The sequence below is a fragment of the Streptomyces sp. NPDC102258 genome, assembly GCF_055584685.1.
Genome location: NZ_JBVJLO010000005.1, coordinates 1 through 18,524, shown reverse-complemented (window position 1 = coordinate 18,524; position 18,524 = coordinate 1). Strand labels below are relative to the sequence as shown.

Here is an 18,524-nt window from a genome sequence, read left to right as displayed (position 1 = left end):
GTCGGGCAAGGGCGACTCGTACATCCGGTAGGGAGTGTCACATGAGTCAGAGGCCGGTCGACTCCTCCCGGCCCGTCACGTCGGCGGTGGCGGAGATGAGCGGCCTGATCGAGCTGCTGGAGGTGGTGTGGGAGCGGGGCCGTGACACGGTCTGCGCCCCTCCCGTCTCCTCGGCGCAGGCGCGGGTCCTCTTCCTGATCGACGGGAACGGGGAGATGAACCTGCGCGCGCTCGGCAAGCTGCTGGGAGCGGCTCCGCCCTCGGTGACCAGGCTGTGCGACCGGCTCCAGGCCGTCGGGTTCCTGGAGCGCCAGCCCGGGCCGGAGGACCGCCGCGAGATCCGGCTGGAGCTCACGCACGCGGGCCGGACGTACCTCGGCGAGCTGCGGGTCCGCCGGGAGGAGGCGCTGACGGAGGCGATGGCCGCCATGCCGGCGGCCTCCCGGGCCGCCCTGGCCCTGGGCCTGGCCGACTTCCGCGCGGCCGTCGCGCGCCCGCTGAGGCTGCCGTCCCCGGAGGCGCCGGCGCCGCGCACGGCCACGGCCTGAACGGCAGTGGCATACGGCCGCCCGCCGCCCGCCCGACCACGACGGCCCGACCGGCACAGGGGTGGCCGGCAAGCGTGGTGACGAGCCGTCAACTGTACGGACGTACGTCTGTTCGGGGCGTCACGATGACGGGTGAGGGTGCGCCCGGCCGTCCGGGGCGGGATTGCGCCCGCACCGCCGGATGGTAGATAGTTGCCGAGGGGAAACTATTCTGCCGTCCAAAGTGAAGAGGTGAGGGGCCCGCGCTGCGAGTCCTTGTCTATGGCCAGTTTCCCGGGGCCTTCCGCCCAGACGAGCCGAACCGTCACAGGACTGACGTACGCCACCGCCCCCTGCCCCGTCCTCGTGGTCGATCCCGAGGGGGCGCTGTCCCTGGTGAACCAGGCCGCCGCCGTGCTCTTCCCGAGGGCCCGCATCGGCGCCGACCTGAGCGCCGCGGTGCCCCGCTGGATCACCACCGCCCACCGGCTCCTCAAGAGCGGCGGCCGGCTCCCGGCCGCCGGCCAGTCCCTGGCACCCGCCGACGGGCCCGTCGGCGACCGCAGCTTCGCGGCCCACCCGACCCGCCTGGAACACGGCGACGTCGCCTGGTGGTTCATCGACGACACCGAACGCCGCACCACCGCCGAGGCGTTGGCCGTGGAGCGCCGCAGGACGGAATTCCTCGGCCTGGCCTCCAACGCGCTGCTGTCCTCCCTCAACGTCGACCGCTGCATGGCCGTCACCGCGCAGCTCGCGGCGGAACACCTCGCCGACGGCGCCCTCGTGGTCGGCCGGGCCTCGGGCCGCACCCACGCCGTCGTCTTCTGCGGCCGGGGCGGGGAGCCCCGCGCCGGCCGCCTGACCATCGACCCCTCCGCGCTCCCCGGCCTGGCCGAAGCGCTCCAGGGCTTCCCGCCGGTGCCCTCCCGCTGGGTGGACCCGGCGCTGGCGCCGCCCTGGGTGGTGCCCGAGGGGTTCGGCACCGTCGGATCGATGGTGGTCACCCCGCTGCCCGGCCCCGGAGTGGCCGCCGGAGCCCTCGTCCTGCTCCGCCAGGACGGCAAGGCCGCCTTCGACGACAACGAAGAGGTCTTCGCGCGGCTCTTCGCCGCACGGGCGGGAGCCGCGATGTCCGCCGCGCGCCTCTACGCCGAACAGACCTCCATCACCGAGACCCTCATGCGGGACCTGCTGCCCCCCGCCCTGCGCCACATCGACGGGATCGAATTCGCCGGGGGCTACCGGCCGTCCGGCGACGGTCACCGCATCGGCGGCGACTTCTACGACGTCCACCCGCCCGCCGTCCCCTCCCCGGACCCGGAGGAGGCCGGCAGCGGTGAGACCCTCGTCGTCCTCGGGGACGTCTGCGGCAAGGGACTGGACGCCGCCGTACTCACGGGCAAGATCCGCAACACCCTCCAGGCCCTCCTGCCCATGGCCTCCGACCACCGGCGCATGCTCCGCCTCCTCAACGGGGCGCTCCTCAACTCGCACCACGCCCGCTTCGCCACCCTCGTCCTCGCCTCGGCCGCCCGCCACGACGGCAGGGTCAGGCTCCGGCTGACCAGCGCCGGCCACCCGGCGCCGCTGCTCGTACGCGCCGACGGCAGGGTGGAGGAGGTGGCGACCCGGGGGACGCTCGTCGGGGCCCTGCCGGAGATCGAGGCCGTGACCGCACACGCGGAACTCGCCCCCGGTGAGAGCTGCGTGCTGTTCACCGACGGCTTCACCGAAGCCAGGGGCGGGCCACTGGGAGGCGAACTGTTCGGCGAGACCCGGATGCAGCAGGTCCTCTCCGCGTGCGCGGGGATGCCCGCGGAGGCGATCGTGGAGCGCGTGCAGATGCTGGTCTCCCAGTGGATCGGCGCCGGCCGCCACGACGACATGGCCATCGTCACCATCACCGCGCCGCGGACCAACCACCTCAGCGCGGTCGGCGGACACGGCCCCGGAAGGTACACGGCATGAGCGCCACCGCCTCCGCGGCGGCGCCGCACCCCTGGGCGGAACGCCTCTGGGAAGCGGTCCTCGCCCAGGACGAGGCCGCCGCCCGCGCCGTCGTCCTCGCCGCCGCCGACGGCGCGGGCACCGAGAGCGCCCTGCTCGACGTCATCGGCGCCGTACAGCGCCGGGTCGGCGCGGAATGGGCCGCCGACCGGATCACCGTGGCCCAGGAACACGCGGCCACCGCCATGAACGACCGGGCCGTCTCCGCCCTCACCGCGCGGACCCCGCCACCGCCCCCGGCCCGGGGCGGCGGGCACATCACCGTCGCCTGCGTGGACGGGGAGTGGCACGGCCTGCCGGCCAGACTGCTCTGCGAGGTCCTGCGCCTGCGCGGCTGGCAGGTCGACCACCTCGGCACCCTCGTCTCGCCCCCGCGGCTCGTCGAGCACCTCCACCGCACCGGACCCGCAGCCCTCTGCCTCTCCGGCTCCCTGGCCACCCGGCTCCCGGTGGCCCACGCCACCATCTCCGCCTGCCAGGCGGCGGGCGTCACCGTACTCGCCGGGGGCTCCGCCTTCGGCGGCGACGGGCGCTACGCCCGGATGCTCGGCGCCGACGCCTGGGCGCCCGACGCCCGCGCCGCCGCCGACCGCCTGGCCGCGGGCCCCCTGCCGCGCCCCCGCCCGGGCCACGAACGCGCCGACGACCTGCCCCACCTGCGCGACCAGGAGTACACCCTGGTCACCCGCTCCGCCCCGCAACTGGTCAGGGCCGTCATGACCGGCCTCGCCGGCGCGCTGCCCGCCCTGCGCGACTACTCCGACCGGCAACTCCAGCAGACGGCGCAGGACATCGCCCACATCGTCGAGTTCCTCGGTGCGGCGCTCTACGTCGACGACGAGGACCTCTTCGCGGACTTCCTGGGCTGGACCGCCGACATCCTCACCGCCCGTCACGTCCCCGCGGGCGTGCTGCTCCCCGCCCTGGACCTGCTCGGCGCCGAACTGGGGGACTTCCCCCGGGCCACCCGGCTGATCCGCCATGGCGCCGGGGAGCTGAACGACCGTCCCGTCCCGAAGGCACACCGATGACCACCAGCCCACCGCTCCCGCCCCTGGTCCTCACGGTGTGCGTACCGGAGGCCGGTGACCGGAGCGTCGTCATCGCCCTGGACGGCGACCTCGACGACGAGACGTGCCACCTGCTGGTGGACCTGGTGGACCGCGAACTCGGCGCGCGGCCGGACGTGGGGCACCTGCGCCTCGACTGTTCGCGCCTGCTCGTGTGCGACTCCATGGGCCTGTCGGCGCTGCTGCTGGTCCGACGACGGACGAACGCGGCCGGGATCCGTCTCCACCTCGACGGCAGACGGCCCTCGCTGGGGCGAATCCTCACCCTGACCGGCACCCTGGAGCACCTGACCGGCCTCCCCGCCGGGGAGGCCCGCGACGACCGCCGCGGCCGCGAACGCCCCTGACACACCCTGCGGTACGCGGCTCAGCCGGCCGGGACGGGCCAGGAGACGCCGGTCTCGACCGGGGCGGCGTAGTCGACCCCGGGGACGGAGAAGCCGTAGAGGCGGCGGACCTCGTCGCGGAACCAGTCGAGGTCGGCGAGTTCCGCGATGGTGTCGCTGGTGGCGGCGCTCCAGCGCGCGGCGACGGCCGCCTGTACGGCGGGGTCGAGCTCCCAGGTGTCGAGGCGGACCCGGCCCTCGTCGTCGAGGTCGAGCGGCAGGACGCCGGTCAGCTGGTCCCACAGCCGCGTCAGCTGGCCGGCCGGATCCACCATGGCCGCCCCGAGTACGCCGCGCAGCAGCCCGGTGTACAGGGCGATGCCCGGGATGGCGGTGGAAGACTGGGTGACGGCGGCGGCGTTGACCGACGTGACGGCCCGGCCGCCCACCGACGCGCGGAGCCGCTCGTCCAGCGTCCGCGCGGTCGCTTCGAGATGGGCCTTCGCGGCGCCGATGGTGCCCTGCCGGTAGATCGCCGCGGTGAGGGGCGAGCCGATGTAGGACAGGGCGGCGGTGGTGAACCCGGGCGCGAGCAGGGCCCGGTCGGCCAGGAAGGTGATCCACCGCTCCCAGTCGGCGCCGCCCATCACCGCCACGGTCTGCTCGATGTCGTCGCCCTCGGCCGGCGCGGCGGTGACCTCCTTGACCTCCGGGGCGCCGTGCTCGTCGAAGACCAGGGTCTTGGTGGTGTGCGGCGAGCCGACCGGCTTGAGGGCCGAGGCGTACACCGCGCCGGTGTCCGGGTCGGTGCGGCGGGGCGCGGCGACCGAGTAGACCAGGAAGTCGAGCCGTCCCCCGAACCGCTCGGCGAGCAGGCCGGCGACCTGCTCCTTCATCGCGTCGCCGAACGCGTCACCGTTGAGGAAGACCATGTCCCGCCCGTGCTCCCGGGCGAGCCGGGCGGTGGCGGCGGTGCGGTACCAGCCGGCCGTGCCGGTGCGGCGCCCGGGCGCCTTCTCCAAGCAGACGCCGATGCCCCGGATTCCGGCCCGGGCCATGCCCGCGACCGTGGCGGCCAGGCCGTACCCGGCGGAGGAGCCGATGACCAGCGCCACCGGCCCCTCACCCGCGGCGGGGGCGGCCGCGGGGGCGGGGACGGCCCGCCACATGTCCTCCACCAGCCGCAGGCAGCCGTCGGGGTGGGAGTCGAGGAACAGGAAGCCCCGGCTCTTGGGTGCGATGACGCGTTCGCTCATGGTGTGCGGTCCCGGGTGTCGTCACGGACGAGGACGCGGCGGCCGTCGCGGCCGCCCCGTCCCGCCAGTCTGTGTCCCGGCCGGCCGGCGCGGTGATCTTGACCGGCACAACGATGCCCGGCCGGACTTGGAGGGTTCCCCTCTGGTCCCGCACCCGCTCCGGGCTCAGGGGCGGGTACGGGTCAGCAGCGGGGGAGCGGGATTCGGCAGGGGAGTGGCCGCGGCGGGGGAGAGGCCGTCCAGGACGAGGCTCACGTAGCGCCGCCAGCCGCCGTCGGCCGGGTCCATCGTCCAGAGCACGCTCACGAGCATGCCCATGACCCGCTTCAGGTCCTCGGGCACGAGGTCCCCCCGGATGACGCCGGCCCGCTGGCCCCGCGTCACCAGCGGGTCGAGCGCGTCGAAGAAGCGCGCGCTGGTTTCCGCGGTGAAGATCCCGGCGTTGCGCGCCGCCGTGAGGACGTGGTGCTCCTGCGCCGCCGCCGTCAGAGCCGCCTCGATCACCGCGGTCAGCCCGCGGCGCGGGTCCTCGTCGCCGAGGGCCCGGTCGATGACGGGGCGGACCTGCCCGGTGAACTGCTGGTCCAGCACCGCCCGCAGCAGGGCCCCCTTGTCGGGGAAGCGGCGGAAGAGCGTCGCGATGCCCACCCCGGCCCGCCGGGCGATCTCGTCGAGCGGTGCCTCGGGGCCCTGCTCGGCGTAGACGTCGCGGGCCGCCCGCACGATCTTCTCCACGTTGCGCAGCGCGTCGGCGCGCAGGGGTCTGGGGGTTTCGGTGGGCACCCGCCAAGCCTAACAACCGAGGGCCGGCCCTCAGTTCGAGTTGACACCCCGCGAGCCCTGAAGTGATAGTTGACTACTGAATAGCTCTGACGTCCTCACGCCCCACCGCGCCCGGCCGGCGGGGCGGCCGACCCACGCCCCGAGGGACCTCCATGCCCCAGCCGCCCACGGCTCCGCAGACCGGCAAAGTGATCGCCACGCTCGCCCTCGCGGGCGTCACCGCCGCCGTCATGCAGACCCTGGTCACCCCGCTCCTGGCCGACCTGCCGAAGCTCCTGCACACCTCCTCCTCCGACTCCGCCTGGGTCGTCACCGCCACGCTCCTGGTCGCGGGCGTCTGCGTCCCCATCAGCGGGCGCCTCGGCGACATGCTCGGCAAGCGCCGCATGCTCCTGGCGTGCGCGGTGCCGCTGATCCTCGGATCGGTGGTGTGCGCCCTGTCGGGCAGCGTCGTCCCGATGATCGTCGGCCGCGGCCTCCAGGGCATCGGCATGGGCATGATCCCGCTCGGGATAGCCCTGCTCCGCGACCTCGTGCCCGCCGAGAAGCTCAGCTCCTCCATCGCGCTGGTCAGCGCCTCCATGGGCATCGGCGGCGGCATCGGCCTCCCGCTCTCCGCCGCGGTCGCCCAGTACGCCGACTGGCGCTTCCTCTTCTGGGGGGCCGCCGGGCTCGCGACGGCCGTCGCCGCCATGATCCTGGCCTTCGTACCCGACGTCCCCGCCGGAGCGCGGGGCCAGCGCTTCGACTTCGCCGGCGCGGTGGGCCTGGCCGTGGGCCTCGTGTGCCTGCTGCTGGCCGTGTCCAAGGGCGCCGACTGGGGCTGGGGCTCGGTCACCACCCTCGGCCTGTTCGCCGGCGCTGTCGTCGTCCTGGGCGCCTGGGGGTGGTTCGAGTGGCGCACCACGCACCCGCTCGTGGACCTGCGCACCACCGTCCGCCCGCGCGTCCTGCTGACGAACCTCGCCTCCGTCTTCATCGGCTTCGGCATGTACGCGAGCATGCTGGTCGTCCCGCAGCTCCTCCAGTACCCGAAGGCCACCGGCTTCGGACTCGGCCAGTCCATGCTGGCGGCCGGTCTGTGGATGCTGCCCGGCGGCCTGATGATGATGGCCGTGTCCCCGCTCGGCGGCCGGCTCACCAACGCCCGCGGCCCGAAGGTCACCCTGGTCTGCGGCGCCCTCGTACTGGCCGCGGGCTACGCCGCCGCCCTGCTGCTGTCCGGCACCGCCCCGGGCCTCATGGTCGCCGCCATGGTCGTCAACAGCGGTGTCGCCCTCGCCTACGGGGCCATGCCGGCCCTGATCATGGGAGCGGTGCCCGTCGCGGAGACCGGCGCCGCCAACGGCTTCAACACGCTCATGCGCTCCCTGGGCACCTCCGTCGGCGCCGCCGTGGTCGGCGTGGTCCTGGCCCACATGACCACCACGGCCGGCGGCCTCACCCTCACCTCGGAGAGCGGCTTCCGTACCGGCCTGCTGCTGGGCGGCGCCCTCGCACTGGTCTCCGCCGCCGTGGCCGCCCTGATCCCGGCCCCGCGCACGCAGCCGCGTACGCCGAGGGATCCGGCGGGCCCGGCGGCCGAGACCGCCCGCGCGTCCGCGGGCACCTGACGGCCGGCCCGCCCGGGGGACGCGGCCGGCGCCCGGTGGTTAGCATGCGGGAATGGAGACCCGCGTGGGCCAGGTGCGCGTCCACCACGTGGAGCACGGCAGAGGCCGGCCCGTGCTGGTCCTCCACGGCGCCGGCGTCGACCACCGCGAGGCCGAAGCGTGCTTCGAGCGGGCCCTCGACGGGGCCGCCGGACTGCGGCGGATCTATCCCGACCTCCCCGGCATGGGCCGCACGCCCGCCCCCGCGACGCTGCGCTCCGCCGACGACGTCCTCGACACGCTGCTCGGCTTCGCCGACGAGGTCACGGGCGGGTCCGCGTACCTGCTCATCGGGCACTCGGCGGGCGCGTACTACGCGGCGGCGATGGCCGCGCGGCGCCCGGCCCGCGTCGCCGGCCTGGCGCTCGTCTGCCCCTTGACGCCGGAGGTCCGCGAGGTCCCGGTGCACCGTGTCGTCGCCGGGTCCGGCGGGCTGGGGGACGAGGTCTTCCGGAGCTACTTCGTCATCCAGACCCCGGAGATGCTCGACCGGTACGAGCGCTACGTCGCCCCGGCCGCCGCCCTCGTCGACCAGGCGGCGCTCGAACGGATCGGGGCCCGGTGGGCCCTCACCCCCGAGGCCGCACCGGCCTACCCCGGCCCGACCGCGGTGGTGGCGGGGCGGCTGGACTCCACCGTCGGGTACGCCGCCGCCATCGACCTGGCCCGCCGCCATCCGCGCGCCTCGCTCACCGTGGCCGACGAGACGGGCCACGCCCTGCCCCACGAGCGGCCCGCGCTCCTGCGCGCCCTCCTCGCCGAGTGGCTCGTACGCGTCGACCGCGCGGGCTGACCCGCGTACGAGGCGCCGGGCCCGGGGGGCCGGCCCACGGGCCCGGCGCGTACGGGCGGGGTGGGCACCCGCTCGGAGGGGGAGGGGGCAGGTGCCCACGGGTGACGGCCGGCGGCCGCTCATCGGGCCGGCCGCCCTGTTCCAGCGTAAGCCGCGCTCCCGCCCCCGCGCCCGCGCGACTGGTCGCGGTCAGCGGGCCGGGTAGTCCGTGTAGCCGCGGGCGTCGCCGCCGAAGAAGGTGGCCGGGTCCGGGGTGTTGTACGGGCCCGCGCTGCGCAGGCGCCCGGGCAGGTCCGGGTTGGCCAGGAAGAGGGCGCCGAAGGCGAGGACGTCGGCGATGCCGTCCTCGATCAGGGGCAGGGCGCGGTGGTCGGTGGGGCCCTGCGTCGCGGGGTTCAGCACCAGCGGCCCGGAGAACAGCTTGCGCAGCGCGAGGGTGGACTCCCGGCTCTCGGGGCTCACCTCCATGACGTGCAGGTAGGCCAGGCCGAGCCCGTCGATCTCCTTGACCAGCGCCTCGTACGCGGGCTGGGGGTCGGGCTCGGAGATGTCGTTGTACGGGTTCCCGGGGGAGACGCGCAGGGCGGTCCGCTCGGCGCCGACCGCGGCGGCCACCGCCTTGACCACCTCCACCGCGAAGCGGATCCGGTTCTCCACCGGGCCGCCCCACTCGTCGGTGCGCAGGTTCGAGCCCGGGGCCAGGAACTGGTGGATCAGGTAGCCGTTGGCCCCGTGCAGCTCCACCCCGTCGAAGCCGGCCTCGACCGCGTTGCGCGCGGCCTGCGCGTAGTCCGCGATGGTCTGCCGGACCTCGGCCCCGGTCAGCTCGCGCGGGGTCACGTAGTCCTTCATGCCGTCGGCGGTGAACAGCTGCCCGCTCGGCGCCACCGCGGACGGGGCCACGGGCACGAGAGCGTCGGGCAGCAGCGAGGGGTGGCCGATCCGGCCGGAGTGCATCAGCTGGGCGAAGATCCGGCCCCCGCTGGCGTGGACGGAGTCGGTGACCGCGCGCCAGGACGCGACCTGCTCGGCGGTGTGCAGGCCGGGGGTGAAGGGGTAGCCCTGGCCGACGGCGGAGGGCTGGATCCCTTCGGTGATCACCAGTCCGGCCGAGGCGCGCTGGGTGTAGTACTCGGCCATGAGGGGGGTCGCCACGCCGCCCGCGCCCGCCCGGCTGCGGGTCATCGGCGCCAGGGCGATCCGGTTGGACAGGGTGGTGCCGGGAATGCGGACCGGTTCGAAAGCGCTGGTCATCTTCGCCTCGCAGAGTTAGTTGGCCGACCAATGATTGGCTGCGATGTCAGCGTACCGCATTACTTGGCCGACCAAACTAAATGCGGGGCGGCGGGTAGAATTCCCCTGACAGCGGCCGGGCGGCCCGCCCACCGGCCGCGCCCACCGGCCCGATCCGCCGGACCCACCTGCCCAGGAGGCGCGCCCCGATGACAGCGGAACCCGTCCAGGAGCCGCGCACCACCCCGGCGTGCGCGGCGCCCGGCGCCGTACTGGACGGACCGGTGAGCCATGCGATCAGCCGGGTCTCCCGGCTCCACCGGATCGCGGCGGGCCGCGTGCTGCGCGACCTCGGGCTGCACCCCGGGCAGGAGTTCGTGATGATGCACCTCTGGGACAGCGGCGCGGTGCGCCAGTCCGAGCTGATCAAGGCCGTCGGCCTCGACCCCTCCACGGTCACGAAGATGCTCCAGCGCCTGGAACACGCGGGCCACGTCCGCCGCCGCCCCGACCCGGCCGACCGGCGGGCCTCGCTGGTGGAGGCGACGGAGACCAGCTGCGGGCTCCTGGTCGAGGTCCGCAAGGCCTGGGGCGAGCTGGAACGCCAGACCCTGGACGGCCTGGACGCCGGCGAACGCGCCGAACTCGCCCGCCTGCTGGGCAGGGTCGAAGCCACGCTGTGGACGGAGCTCACCCGCGGCGGCGGGGACGCGTGCGCCGCCGACCCCAAGAGCCCGTGCGCGTGAGCGGGGTCCAGCGGCGGTAGACGGCCGTCGCGGCGCGGACGAACGGGGGGATCAGCGGGTCCGGGCGCTGGGACGATACCCGTACGGTATCGGGCGGTTCGGTATCGGTCTTGGACAGCCGGAGCACCGGGCGGTGGAATCGGCGCATGACCGAAACTTCGCTCGCCGACCCCGCCGTGCACGTCGCCGGCGCCCGTGAGATCGCCCGCGACCTGCTGGTGATCCCGGACCGCGGGATCCCGCTCGTCCCCAACATCGGCGTCATCGGCGGCACCCGGGCCGTCCTCGTCGTCGACACGGGCATGGGCACCGCCAACGCCGAGGAGGTCCTCGCCCTGGCCTCCGATGTGGCCGGCGGGCGCCGGCTGTACCTGACCACGACGCACTTCCATCCCGAGCACGCCTTCGGGGCGCACGCCTTCGACGGCCGGGCCACGTACATCGCCAACCGCGCCCAGGCGGACGACCTGGCGCGGAAGGGTCCGGGCTACCTGGAGATGTTCCGCGGCCTCGGCGCGTCGGTCGCCGACCGCCTCGACGCCGCCGTCCGGGTACCCACCCCCGATGTCGTCTACGACGACGCGTACGACCTGGACCTCGGCGGCCGCACGGTACGACTGCGCCCCACCGGCCGGGGGCACACCAGGGGGGACCAGGTGATCGAAGTACCCGACGCGGGCGTGCTCTTCACCGGCGACCTGGCCGAGACCGGCCAGTTCGCGATCTTCCCCTGGTTCCCGCCGTACGACACCGACGTCTCCGGCACCGGCTGGCTGGCGGTGATGGAGCGGCTGGCGGCCGACGGCCACCGGGTGGTGGTTCCCGGCCACGGCGAGGTCGGCGGCCCCCGGGTGCTCGCCGACGTCCGCGACTACCTGCGCGAGCTGCGCGACGAGACCTGGCGGCGACGGGACTCCGCGGGGGAGGAGAGCGAGATCATCGCCGAGGTCAGGGCGCTGCTGATCGAACGGCACCCGCAGTGGAGCGGACAGGAGTGGATCGAGAAGGGCGTCGGCTGCCTGTGCGCCGAACACTCCGCCTGACCCGGCCGAGTCGGGGAGGCGAGGACGTCAGAACGTCAGCCGCAGCAGCGCCCCGCCGCCCGGAGCCGCCCGCGCCGTCAGCTCGGCCCCGTGCGCCCGCGCGATCTGCCGGGCCATCGCCAGCCCCAGCCCGGACCCGGGCAGGGCGCGGGCGCTCCCGGCCCGGTAGAAGCGGTCGAAGACGTACGGGAGGTCCCCCTCGGCGATCCCCGGGCCGTGGTCCCGGACGGTCAGCTCCGGCGCGCCGCCCGGCCCCACGGTCAGGTCCACCTCCACCGGCCGGCCCGGCGGGCTGAACTTCGCGGCGTTGTCCAGCAGGTTGCCGACGAGCCGGCTCAGCCGCGCGGGCACCCCGTCGACCGTCACCGGGGTCGTCCTGACCCGGAACTCCGTGCTGGGCCAGTGGGCGCGGGCCGCCTCCGCGCAGTGGTCGACCAGCGCCCCGAGCTGTACCGGTTCCACCAGCGCCTGCGGCTCCTCGTCCCTGGCCAGCTCGATCAGGTCGTTGACCAGGCCCGTCACCTCCCGCAGCTGCCGGCCCAGCGCCAGCGACGCCCGCTCGCGCTGCTCCGGCGTCAGCCGCTCGCCCCGCGCCAGCAGTTCGGCGTTGGTGCGCAGGGCGGTGAGCGGGGTCCGCAGTTCGTGCGAGGCGTCGGCCACCAGCCGCCGCTGGGCGGTGACCGACTGCTCCAGTTCCGCCAGCATGGTGTTGAAGCTCCGGGCCAGCCGGGTGATCTCGTCCTCGCGCCCCGGCGGGGGCAGGTCGATGCGGTGGCGCGCGTCCCGGGTGGCGGCGATCCGCTCGGCGGTCGCGGTGAGCCGGGTGACGGGCGCCAGGCCGGTCCGCGACACCCAGTACCCGAGCACCGCCGCCAGCAGCACCCCGGCGGCGGCGGTCACCGCGAGCCAGCGGGCGGCCCGGTCGATGCCCAGTTCCACCTTGTCGGAGCGCAGGGCCACCTGGAGGGCGCGGCCCTTCAGGAAGTTCGTGGTGAGCATCCGCGCGGGATGGCCCTCGACGACGATGTCCGTGTAGTACGGGGCCATCTTCCGCTCGGCGACCAGCCGGGTCTGCGGAGCCACCGGCATCCGGTACGCGTGCTCGCCGCCCTTCGGGTCCGCGCCCGGATCGGCGGGCACGATCTGGACGCAGGCGGGCGCCGCCAGGTACTGGCACGACCAGGAGGCCATCCCGGGCGGGGAGTCCCCGTACTCGTCGGCGGCCCGCCGGGCGGCCTCGGTCAGGCTCAGGTCCAGCTGCCCGTACAGCGCGGACCGGCCCTGGAGGAAGGCCGCGCCGCAGACGCCGACCGCGACGAAGGCCACGGCGGCGGTGACGGCGATCGCCAGCCGGGTCCGCAGCTGCCGGCGCCGCCGCCAGGGCGGCAGGGGCCGCTCCGCACCCGGGGTCACCGGACGTCCAGCCGGTAGCCCACCCCGTGGACGGTGTGCACGAGCCGGGGCTCCCCGCCGGCCTCCAGCTTCCGCCGCAGGTAGCCGACGTAGACGGCCAGGGAATTGGAGTCCGGGCCGAAGTCCCGCCCCCAGACCCGCTCCAGGATCAGCTCCCGGGCCAGGACCTGCCCGGGGTGGCGCAGCAGCAGCTCCAGCAGGGCCGCCTCGGTCCGGCTGAATTCGAGCGTACGGACGCCGCGCCGGCCGGTCCGGGTGACCGGGTCCAGGACGAGATCGGCGTACCCGAGGCAGACCGGCCCGGCATCCGCCGGGTCGGGGGCGGCGCGCCGCAGCAGAGCCCGCACCCGGGCCACGAGCTCGTCCAGGGCGAAGGGCTTCACGAGGTAGTCGTCGGCCCCGGCCTCCAGACCGTCCACCCGCTCGCTGACGGAGTCCAGCGCCGTCAGCACGAGCACCGGCGTACGGTCGCCCACCGCGCGCAGCCGGCGGCACACCCCCAGGCCGTCCAGCACCGGCATCATCACGTCCAGGACCACGGCGTCCGGCTCCCACGCCGCCACCTCGGACAGCGCCGCCAGCCCGTCGGCCGCCCCCCGTACCTCGTACCCCTCGACGGACAGCCCGTCCTGTACGGCGGCCCGCACCTCGGGTTCGTCGTCGACCACCAGAATCCGGTACCTGCTCGCGGAGCTCATGGACAAAGCCTGCCAAAGCCCTGCGCCGTAACTCTTAGAACCCTCTTAAGGCACACCGGCAGGGTGCCACCATGACCACCTCACACCTCTCCGTAGTCATCGGCGCGGGCGGCACCGGCGGCCACATCTATCCGGGTCTGGCGCTCGCCGAAGCCCTGCGCACGGCCGTGCCCGGAGCCGTGATCTCCTTCGTCGGCACCGAACGGGGCCTGGAGACCGAGCTGATCCCGGCCGCCGGATACCCCCTCCACACCGTCGACATGATCCCCTTCGACCCGGCCCTGGGAGCCAGGCGCTATCTGCTCCCGGCGGCGCTGCTGCGCTCGGCCGGGCAGGCCAGGTCCGTGATCCGGGCCCAGGGCGCGCAGGTCGTCGTGGGCATGGGCGGCTACCCGAGCGCGCCCGCCGTGCTCGGTGCCCGGATGGCCGGGCTGCCCGCGGTGATCCACGAGTCCAACGCGGTCCCGGGCCGCGCCAACCGGTTCGCGGCCCGGCTCACCCCGCACGTCGCCGTCGCCTTCGACCGCAGCCGCCCCCACCTCGCGGGCGGCGACCGGGCCCTGACCACCGGCATGCCCATATCGGCCGCCCTGGCGGAGCTCGCCACCCGCACCCCCGCCGAGCGCACCGCACTGCGCGCCGAAGCCCGCCGGGCCCTGGGGGTACCGGAGGGGCGCCGGCTCGTCGTCTTCAACGGTGGCAGCCTCGGCGCGCTCCGCCTGACCGGGGCGGCCGTCGCCCTGGCGGCGCGGTGGCAGGACCGCCGGGACGTCCACCTGCTGATCAAGACGGGCCCGGCCGCGCTCCCGGCCACGGCGGCCGGCCTCGCGGAACAGGGCGGGCAGCGCATCGCCCGCGCCGTGCCCTACCTGGACCGGATGGACCTCGTGTACGCCGCCGCCGACCTGGTCGTGTGCCGGGCCGGCTCCGCCACGGTGGCCGAACTCGCCGCGACCGGGGTCCCGGCCGTGCTCGTCCCGTATCCGCACGCCCCCGGGGACCACCAGACCCACAACGCCCGGGTGCTGTCCGACGCCGGCGCCGGCCTGCTGCTGCCCGACGGGGAGACCGGAGCCGAGGCCCTGGCCGACCGGATCGGCCCGCTGCTGGCCGACCCGGCCCGGCTGGCGTCCATGGCCGGCGCCGCCGACCCCGGCCCGCACGCGCGGGCCGCCGAACTCCTCGCCGCGCTCGTCCTGGACGTCGCCGGCCTGCCCACCACCAGCCCCCTCCCGAACCTGGAGCACCTGTGAACAACACCGCGCACCCGACCGCCACCGCCGCCGCTGACTCCCTCGTATCGGCGCCGGACAGCTGGGCGGGCCGTACCGTCCTCGTCACCGGCGCGGAGGGCTTCATCGGCTCGACGCTGGTGGACCTCCTCGCCGCCCGGGGCGCGCGGGTCCGGGCCCTCGTGCACTACAAGCCGTACGCCGAGAAGGGCCACCTGGCCGGCCACCTGGCCGCGCCGGACGGCCCGGTGGAGATGTGGGCCGGCGACGTCCGCGACCCGGGCCGCGTGGACGACGCCGTCGCCGGCTGCGACACCGTCTTCCACCTGGCCGCGCTGATCGGCATCCCGTACAGCTACACCTCGCCCGGCGCCTACGTCCAGACCAACGTGACCGGCACGCAGCACATCGCCGAGGCCTGTCGCCGCCACGGGGTCCGCCGCCTCGTGCACACCTCCACCAGCGAGGTCTACGGGACCGCCCTGACCGCCCCGATCTCCGAGAGCCACCCGCTCCAGCCGCAGTCCCCGTACTCCGCCTCGAAGATCGGCGCCGACATGCTGGCGCTCTCCTTCCACCACGCCTTCGAGCTGCCGGTGACGGTGGTGCGTCCGTTCAACACCTACGGACCCCGCCAGTCGGCCCGCGCCGTGATACCGGCGATCCTGGCGCAGCTGCACTCCGGCGCCCGCGAGATACGGCTGGGATCCCTGACGCCGACGCGGGACTTCACGTACGTCACGGACACGGCGGAGGGCTTCCTCGCGGTCGCCGAGTGCGACCGCGCGCTCGGCGAGGTCGTCAACCTGGGCACGGGCCGGGAGATCTCGATCGGCGACCTGGCGCGGGAGCTGATCGCGGCTTCCGGCAGGGACGCGGTGGTGGTCGAGGACCCGTCCCGGCTGCGCCCGTCGGGCAGTGAGGTGCACCGCCTCCTGTCCGACAACTCCCGGGCCCGTGAATGGGCGGGCTGGAGCCCGCGGATCTCCCTGGCCGAGGGCCTGCGCCACACCTCGCGCTGGGTCGCCGACCACCTCTCCCAGTTCGCCCCGGACCGCTACCAGGTCTGAGGCGCGGGCCGCTACCGGGTCTGAGCGGCGGGCCGCCGGGGGCCCGCCGCCCGGGGCGCACGTGCGCTCAGGCGACCGGCTCCCCGACGCCGAGGAGGTTCCCCTCGCTGTCACGGAACCAGGCGCCCCGCTCGCCCCGGGCGCCCTTGCTCGGATAGTTCCCCTCGATCTCCGCGATCCCGTCCCGGGTCCGGAACCCGGGCGCGTCGACCTCCTCGAACACCACCCCACGCCGCTTGAGCTCCGCGACGACGCCGTCCAGGTCGCCCACCTCGAAGCCCATCTGGGTGAAGGTGCCCGCAGACGCACCCGTCGAGCGGAACACGACGAAGTCCGTGCCCCCGCACCGGTACAGCAGCCCGCCGGGGCGCTCGTCGACGGGCTCCAGGCCGAGCCGCTCGGCATAGAAGCGCCGGGCCCGTTCCAGGTCCTGCGCGGGGAGCCGGGTCGCCACGCGCGCCCGGGCCAGGAGGGTGCTGCCGCTCGTGTCCATGCCCCCACTGTGCCGCGCCGGGCGGCCGGACACGGGGACGGCTACCGACCGGCGCGGCGGCGCGGACCCGCTCCCGGCCGGCGGCGCGGTACGTGCGCCTGGCCGGGGCGGCACGGCCGCGGTCCGTCGAGCACCGCCGCCAGTACCGACTGCTGGAAGGGGGGCAGGGCGGTCCCCACCCGCGCGCTGAGTTCACGTAGCCGGACTTTCTGACTCCATGTCATGACCCGCTCTTGCCCCGGCCGCGCCCGCGCACGCACCGGAATCCGAACCACCGGTACGTCCCGCACGTCTTGACGCGCTTCGTCTCGTGCGCCTTCAATCAAGTAGTGAACTAAGGGGCTCGGGCAAGTCGTTGCCGTGTTCATCCTCTGGATGCCACGCGCTGCGGTGTCGTGCTTTGTCATGCCCATGTCTCTGCCTGTGTCTCTCTCCCCCCACATGAATCGAAGTGATGCCCGTGCACCCCACCTGGCACCGGCGCGCGCTCCTGGGTGCGCTCGCCCTCGTCTGCTGGAGCGGTCTGGCCGCCCCGGCCACCGGAGCCCCCCAGTCGGCCCCCGCCCCGCGCGCCGCGGCGGCCGTGAGCTTCTCCGACGACTTCGACGGACCGGCCGGGGCCGCCGTGGACCCCGGCAAGTGGCAGACCGAGACGGGTGACAACGTCAACAACCACGAGCGGCAGTACTACACGGCGGGCAACCGCAACGCCGCCCTCGACGGTCAGGGTCACCTGGTCATCACCGCCCGCCGCGAGAATCCCGCCAACTACGCCTGCTGGTACGGCCGCTGCGAGTACACCTCGGCCCGCCTCAACACCGCGGGCCGCTTCACGCAGACGTACGGACACGTCGAGGCGAGGGTCAAGGTGCCTCGGGGGCAGGGCATGTGGCCCGCCTTCTGGATGCTCGGCAACGACATCGGCCAGGTCGGCTGGCCGAACTCCGGCGAGATCGACGTGATGGAGAACGTCGGCTTCGAACCGTCCACCGTGCACGGCACCCTCCACGGACCGGGCTACTCCGGCTCCGGCGGCATCGGGGCGGCGTACTCCCTCCCCGGCGGCCAGGCCTTCGCCGACGCCTTCCACACCTTCGCCGTCGACTGGGCCCCCGACTCGGTCACCTGGTCCGTGGACGGCGTGGTCTATCAGCGGCGCACCCCGGCCGACCTGGGCGGACGCACCTGGGCCTTCAACAAGCCGTTCTTCCTGATCCTGAACCTCGCGGTCGGCGGCTACTGGCCGGGCGACCCCGACGGCAGCACGTCCTTCCCCCAGCAGCTGATCGTCGACCACGTCCGCGTCACCTCGTACGACGGCGGTTCCGGCGGCCGTACCGGCCAGATCAGCGGGCTCGCCGGCAAATGCGTCGACGTCGCCGGGGCGAACCCGGCCAACGGCACGCCCGTCCAGCTCTACGACTGCAACGGCACCGGCGCCCAGCAGTGGACACTCGGCTCCGACGGGACGGTACGGGCCCTCGGCAAGTGCCTCGACGTCGCGAACGGCGCCACCGCCGACGGGTCCCCGGTCCAGCTCTACGACTGCAACGGGACCGGCGCCCAGCGCTGGGCGGTCTCCGGAGCCCGCGACATCGTGAACCCGCAGGCGGACAAGTGCCTCGACGTGGCGGGCGGCAACTCCGCCAACGGCACCAGGCTCCAGCTCTGGACCTGCACCGGAGCCGCCCAGCAGAAGTGGACGGCCCCGGCGGGCTGACGGTGCGGCGCACGGCCCGGCCCCTTCTCCCTCCGCGAGGAGGAGGGGCCGGTCCCTCGGGTTCCGGCGGTGAAGGCGTACGGCCGCAGGGGAGACGAACGGCCACGCAGGGTGAGATCGGGGTCCCCGGTGGGTGAGGCGCCCCACAGGACCCACGTCACATACGACCCGGGATCGTAGAGCCGACGTCCCGTCTGCCCCCGGATCGTTCCGCCCACCCGGGCCGAAGGACCCCCTCCCGCCGTCCGGGTCCTTGCACCCCGTCTCCGAGGCGGGCTAGTACCGGGGCTCGTTGCCAGCCTGGGAGGCGGTCTGTAGTACTGGATGAGTCGCCGGGCGGCCCGGGTGCTTCACCCGCCGCCCACGAACCCCTCTCCCTCGCGTGAGTGGCTCACGCACGTCTCCGGCGTGCCGCGACCGCCCCTGTTCCCTACGGAAGGTCTGCCTCCGTGTCCCACG

The 18,524-nt window shown here is 74.7% G+C and carries 17 protein-coding genes; 11 read left to right on the top strand and 6 right to left on the bottom strand.

The features are described 5' to 3' along the window. Positions 1-41 precede the first annotated feature (41 nt). From ACZ6ZT_RS10130 to ACZ6ZT_RS10115, 4 genes are all read left to right on the top strand, one after another. Positions 42-548: a MarR family winged helix-turn-helix transcriptional regulator gene (locus tag ACZ6ZT_RS10130; RefSeq protein WP_469717366.1), complete on the top strand. Its 507-nt coding sequence runs from the start codon at positions 42-44 to the stop codon at positions 546-548. A 261-nt stretch (positions 549-809) separates the two neighbouring features. Continuing rightward, positions 810-2,498, top strand: coding sequence for a PP2C family protein-serine/threonine phosphatase (locus tag ACZ6ZT_RS10125; RefSeq protein ID WP_469717364.1), 1,689 nt, complete (start codon positions 810-812; stop codon positions 2,496-2,498). Further along, positions 2,495-3,568: a cobalamin B12-binding domain-containing protein gene (locus tag ACZ6ZT_RS10120; RefSeq protein ID WP_469717362.1), complete on the top strand. Its 1,074-nt coding sequence runs from the start codon at positions 2,495-2,497 to the stop codon at positions 3,566-3,568. Before ACZ6ZT_RS10125 ends, ACZ6ZT_RS10120 begins: the two co-directional genes overlap by 4 nt. Further along, positions 3,565-3,954, top strand: coding sequence for an STAS domain-containing protein (locus tag ACZ6ZT_RS10115; RefSeq protein WP_469717360.1), 390 nt, complete (start codon positions 3,565-3,567; stop codon positions 3,952-3,954). Before ACZ6ZT_RS10120 ends, ACZ6ZT_RS10115 begins: the two co-directional genes overlap by 4 nt. Before the next feature lie 20 nt (positions 3,955-3,974). On the opposite strand, the gene fabV is transcribed toward ACZ6ZT_RS10115, so the two are convergent. Further along, positions 3,975-5,189: an enoyl-[acyl-carrier-protein] reductase FabV gene (gene fabV, locus ACZ6ZT_RS10110; RefSeq protein ID WP_469717358.1), complete on the bottom strand. Its 1,215-nt coding sequence runs from the start codon at positions 5,187-5,189 to the stop codon at positions 3,975-3,977. Positions 5,190-5,354: 165 nt separating this feature from the next. Next, positions 5,355-5,972 carry a TetR/AcrR family transcriptional regulator gene (locus tag ACZ6ZT_RS10105; RefSeq protein ID WP_469717356.1) on the bottom strand — a complete coding sequence of 206 codons (618 nt, stop codon included), beginning with the start codon at positions 5,970-5,972 and terminating at the stop codon, positions 5,355-5,357. A 152-nt stretch (positions 5,973-6,124) separates the two neighbouring features. On the opposite strand from ACZ6ZT_RS10105, the gene ACZ6ZT_RS10100 reads away from it, so the two are divergent. After that, on the top strand, positions 6,125-7,585 hold the full coding sequence (locus tag ACZ6ZT_RS10100) for an MFS transporter (RefSeq protein ID WP_469717353.1): 1,461 nt from the start codon (positions 6,125-6,127) through the stop codon (positions 7,583-7,585). Positions 7,586-7,637: 52 nt separating this feature from the next. Next, entirely contained in the window at positions 7,638-8,417 is a 780-nt protein-coding gene (locus ACZ6ZT_RS10095) for an alpha/beta fold hydrolase (protein WP_469717351.1), read from the top strand. Between the two features lie 189 nt (positions 8,418-8,606). On the opposite strand, the gene ACZ6ZT_RS10090 is transcribed toward ACZ6ZT_RS10095, so the two are convergent. Next, positions 8,607-9,671, bottom strand: coding sequence for an alkene reductase (locus ACZ6ZT_RS10090; protein WP_469717349.1), 1,065 nt, complete (start codon positions 9,669-9,671; stop codon positions 8,607-8,609). A gap of 188 nt (positions 9,672-9,859) precedes the next feature. On the opposite strand from ACZ6ZT_RS10090, the gene ACZ6ZT_RS10085 reads away from it, so the two are divergent. Continuing rightward, the gene (locus ACZ6ZT_RS10085; RefSeq protein ID WP_469717346.1) at positions 9,860-10,396 is read left to right on the top strand and encodes a MarR family winged helix-turn-helix transcriptional regulator; all 537 of its coding nucleotides are present in this window, start codon (positions 9,860-9,862) and stop codon (positions 10,394-10,396) included. 146 nt (positions 10,397-10,542) lie between these two features. After that, positions 10,543-11,439 carry an MBL fold metallo-hydrolase gene (locus ACZ6ZT_RS10080; protein ID WP_469717344.1) on the top strand — a complete coding sequence of 299 codons (897 nt, stop codon included), beginning with the start codon at positions 10,543-10,545 and terminating at the stop codon, positions 11,437-11,439. Positions 11,440-11,466: 27 nt separating this feature from the next. Here the strand turns inward: ACZ6ZT_RS10080 and ACZ6ZT_RS10075 are convergent, their stop codons facing one another. After that, complete coding sequence (locus ACZ6ZT_RS10075; RefSeq protein ID WP_469717342.1) at positions 11,467-12,852, bottom strand: sensor histidine kinase; 1,386 nt, start codon at positions 12,850-12,852, stop codon at positions 11,467-11,469. Further along, a complete protein-coding gene (locus tag ACZ6ZT_RS10070; protein WP_469717340.1) occupies positions 12,849-13,550 on the bottom strand; it encodes a response regulator transcription factor in 702 nt (233 codons plus the stop codon). Before ACZ6ZT_RS10070 ends, ACZ6ZT_RS10075 begins: the two co-directional genes overlap by 4 nt. A gap of 71 nt (positions 13,551-13,621) precedes the next feature. Between ACZ6ZT_RS10070 and ACZ6ZT_RS10065 the strand changes: the two genes are divergently transcribed. Next, complete coding sequence (locus ACZ6ZT_RS10065) at positions 13,622-14,803, top strand: UDP-N-acetylglucosamine--N-acetylmuramyl-(pentapeptide) pyrophosphoryl-undecaprenol N-acetylglucosamine transferase (RefSeq protein WP_469717338.1); 1,182 nt, start codon at positions 13,622-13,624, stop codon at positions 14,801-14,803. Continuing rightward, positions 14,800-15,852: an SDR family NAD(P)-dependent oxidoreductase gene (locus ACZ6ZT_RS10060; RefSeq protein WP_469717337.1), complete on the top strand. Its 1,053-nt coding sequence runs from the start codon at positions 14,800-14,802 to the stop codon at positions 15,850-15,852. Before ACZ6ZT_RS10065 ends, ACZ6ZT_RS10060 begins: the two co-directional genes overlap by 4 nt. A 67-nt stretch (positions 15,853-15,919) precedes the next feature. Here ACZ6ZT_RS10060 and ACZ6ZT_RS10055 read toward each other — a convergent pair whose 3' ends face one another. Next, positions 15,920-16,345: a VOC family protein gene (locus ACZ6ZT_RS10055; RefSeq protein WP_469717335.1), complete on the bottom strand. Its 426-nt coding sequence runs from the start codon at positions 16,343-16,345 to the stop codon at positions 15,920-15,922. Between the two features lie 454 nt (positions 16,346-16,799). On the opposite strand from ACZ6ZT_RS10055, the gene ACZ6ZT_RS10050 reads away from it, so the two are divergent. After that, a complete protein-coding gene (locus ACZ6ZT_RS10050) occupies positions 16,800-18,065 on the top strand; it encodes a ricin-type beta-trefoil lectin domain protein (protein ID WP_469717334.1) in 1,266 nt (421 codons plus the stop codon). Positions 18,066-18,524: the final 459 nt, after the last annotated feature.

Bases quoted from the DNA above. Each gene is read 5' to 3' on its own strand.
- ACZ6ZT_RS10130 (WP_469717366.1), top strand. From the start codon at position 42: ATGAGTCAGAGGCCGGTCGACTCCTCCCGGCCCGTCACGTCGGCGGTG.
- fabV (WP_469717358.1), bottom strand. From the start codon at position 5,189: ATGAGCGAACGCGTCATCGCACCCAAGAGCCGGGGCTTCCTGTTCCTC.
- ACZ6ZT_RS10095 (WP_469717351.1), top strand. From the start codon at position 7,638: ATGGAGACCCGCGTGGGCCAGGTGCGCGTCCACCACGTGGAGCACGGC.
- ACZ6ZT_RS10070 (WP_469717340.1), bottom strand. From the start codon at position 13,550: ATGAGCTCCGCGAGCAGGTACCGGATTCTGGTGGTCGACGACGAACCC.
- ACZ6ZT_RS10115 (WP_469717360.1), top strand. From the start codon at position 3,565: ATGACCACCAGCCCACCGCTCCCGCCCCTGGTCCTCACGGTGTGCGTA.
- ACZ6ZT_RS10080 (WP_469717344.1), top strand. From the start codon at position 10,543: ATGACCGAAACTTCGCTCGCCGACCCCGCCGTGCACGTCGCCGGCGCC.
- ACZ6ZT_RS10055 (WP_469717335.1), bottom strand. From the start codon at position 16,345: ATGGACACGAGCGGCAGCACCCTCCTGGCCCGGGCGCGCGTGGCGACC.
- ACZ6ZT_RS10125 (WP_469717364.1), top strand. From the start codon at position 810: ATGGCCAGTTTCCCGGGGCCTTCCGCCCAGACGAGCCGAACCGTCACA.
- ACZ6ZT_RS10065 (WP_469717338.1), top strand. From the start codon at position 13,622: ATGACCACCTCACACCTCTCCGTAGTCATCGGCGCGGGCGGCACCGGC.
- ACZ6ZT_RS10120 (WP_469717362.1), top strand. From the start codon at position 2,495: ATGAGCGCCACCGCCTCCGCGGCGGCGCCGCACCCCTGGGCGGAACGC.
- ACZ6ZT_RS10085 (WP_469717346.1), top strand. From the start codon at position 9,860: ATGACAGCGGAACCCGTCCAGGAGCCGCGCACCACCCCGGCGTGCGCG.
- ACZ6ZT_RS10090 (WP_469717349.1), bottom strand. From the start codon at position 9,671: ATGACCAGCGCTTTCGAACCGGTCCGCATTCCCGGCACCACCCTGTCC.
- ACZ6ZT_RS10050 (WP_469717334.1), top strand. From the start codon at position 16,800: ATGCCCGTGCACCCCACCTGGCACCGGCGCGCGCTCCTGGGTGCGCTC.
- ACZ6ZT_RS10100 (WP_469717353.1), top strand. From the start codon at position 6,125: ATGCCCCAGCCGCCCACGGCTCCGCAGACCGGCAAAGTGATCGCCACG.